Genomic DNA, 1311 nt, shown 5'->3' on the forward strand with positions numbered 1-1311 from the left:
GGGCGGGCGGGGCGGGCGGGGGCGCGGTCACGGTGGTCGTCGCCGTGGCCGTGGCGGTCGCCGTGACGGGGGAGGCCGCCGGGGGCCGCGGGGCGGAGGTGGCCGTGGCGGGGGCGCGGCCGGGGCGGTCGTCCTGTGCGGTGTCCCTGCCGCCGCCCGCCGGGCCGGAGAGCAGGGAGGTCACGGCCACGGCCCCGATGACGGCCACGACGACGAGTGCGGCGACCAGTCCGGCACGCAGTCCGGCCCGGGGCTCCGGCGCCGCCGCGGGGCCGGTCTGCGCGGTGGCGCGTTCGGTCGGGGACCAGCCGACGGGCGCGGGGACGGCGGGCCGGCCGGGGGCGGGGGCCGGGGCGGAGCCGAGGAGGGGGAGGCTGCCGGTGGTCACGTACGCCGACAGCATCCGCTGTGCCTCCGCCGCCCCCAGCCGGCGTTCGGTGTCGCGCTCCAGCAGGCCCCGGACCAGCGGGGCCAGCGGTCCCGCCTGTGCGGGCGGGCGGATCTCGTCCTGGACGACGGCGTGGAGGACCCCGCCCAGCGAGTCGCGGTGGAAGGGGGACTCGCCGGTCAGCGCGGCGCACAGCAGGGCGCCCAGGGACCACAGGTCGGACGCCGGGCCGGCGGCGGCTCCCTGCATCCGTTCGGGAGAGGTGTACTCGGGCGAACCCACGAACGCGCCGGTCTCGCTGATGGTGGTGGAGCCGGCGAGGCGGGCGATGCCGAAGTCGGTGAGGACGACCCGTCCGGTGCCCGCCTCCATGAGGACGTTGGCGGGCTTGACGTCGCGGTGGAGGACCCCGCGCTCGTGGGCCGCGCCGAGGGCACCGAGCAGGGCGAGTCCGACCCGGGCGGTCTCCCCGGTGTCGAGGGGCCCGTCGGCACCGAGGCGGTCGGCGAGCGAGCCGCCCTCCACGAGTTCCATGACGATGTAGTGCCGGCCGTCGTCCTCGACGACGTCGTGCACGACGACCACGTGCGGGTGCTTGATCTGTGCGACGGTCCGCGCCTCGCGCAGCGCGCCCGCCGCTTCCTTCCCCTCGCCGACGTGGAGTTCCTTCACGGCGACCGCACGTCCGAGGAGCTCGTCGGAGGCCCGCCAGACGGTCCCCATGCCGCCCCGGCCCAGCCTCTTCCCCAGGCGGTACCGCCCGGCGATCACGACGTCCTTGCGCGGTTCGTCCTGCGGCACGCTGTTCCCCCTCGACCCGGTCAGGGTCATGATGCCGCAAGGCCCGATCCGGCCACTGCGGCTCCGGCCGGAACACGTCCCGGAACACGAAAAGAACCCCACCGAAGTGGGGTTCTTTGTCT

At 76.5% G+C, this 1311-nt stretch carries 1 protein-coding gene; it reads right to left on the bottom strand.

Features of this window, described 5'->3' with window-relative positions:
• Window positions 1-1219, bottom strand: a 1219-nt coding sequence (locus VR44_RS36570; protein WP_045951975.1) for a serine/threonine-protein kinase, incomplete at its 3' end; no start/stop codon positions are given.
• Window positions 1220-1311: the final 92 nt, after the last annotated feature.

Origin of the sequence: Streptomyces katrae (assembly GCF_000966975.1) — a bacterium.
Lineage (GTDB): Bacteria > Actinomycetota > Actinomycetes > Streptomycetales > Streptomycetaceae > Streptomyces > Streptomyces katrae.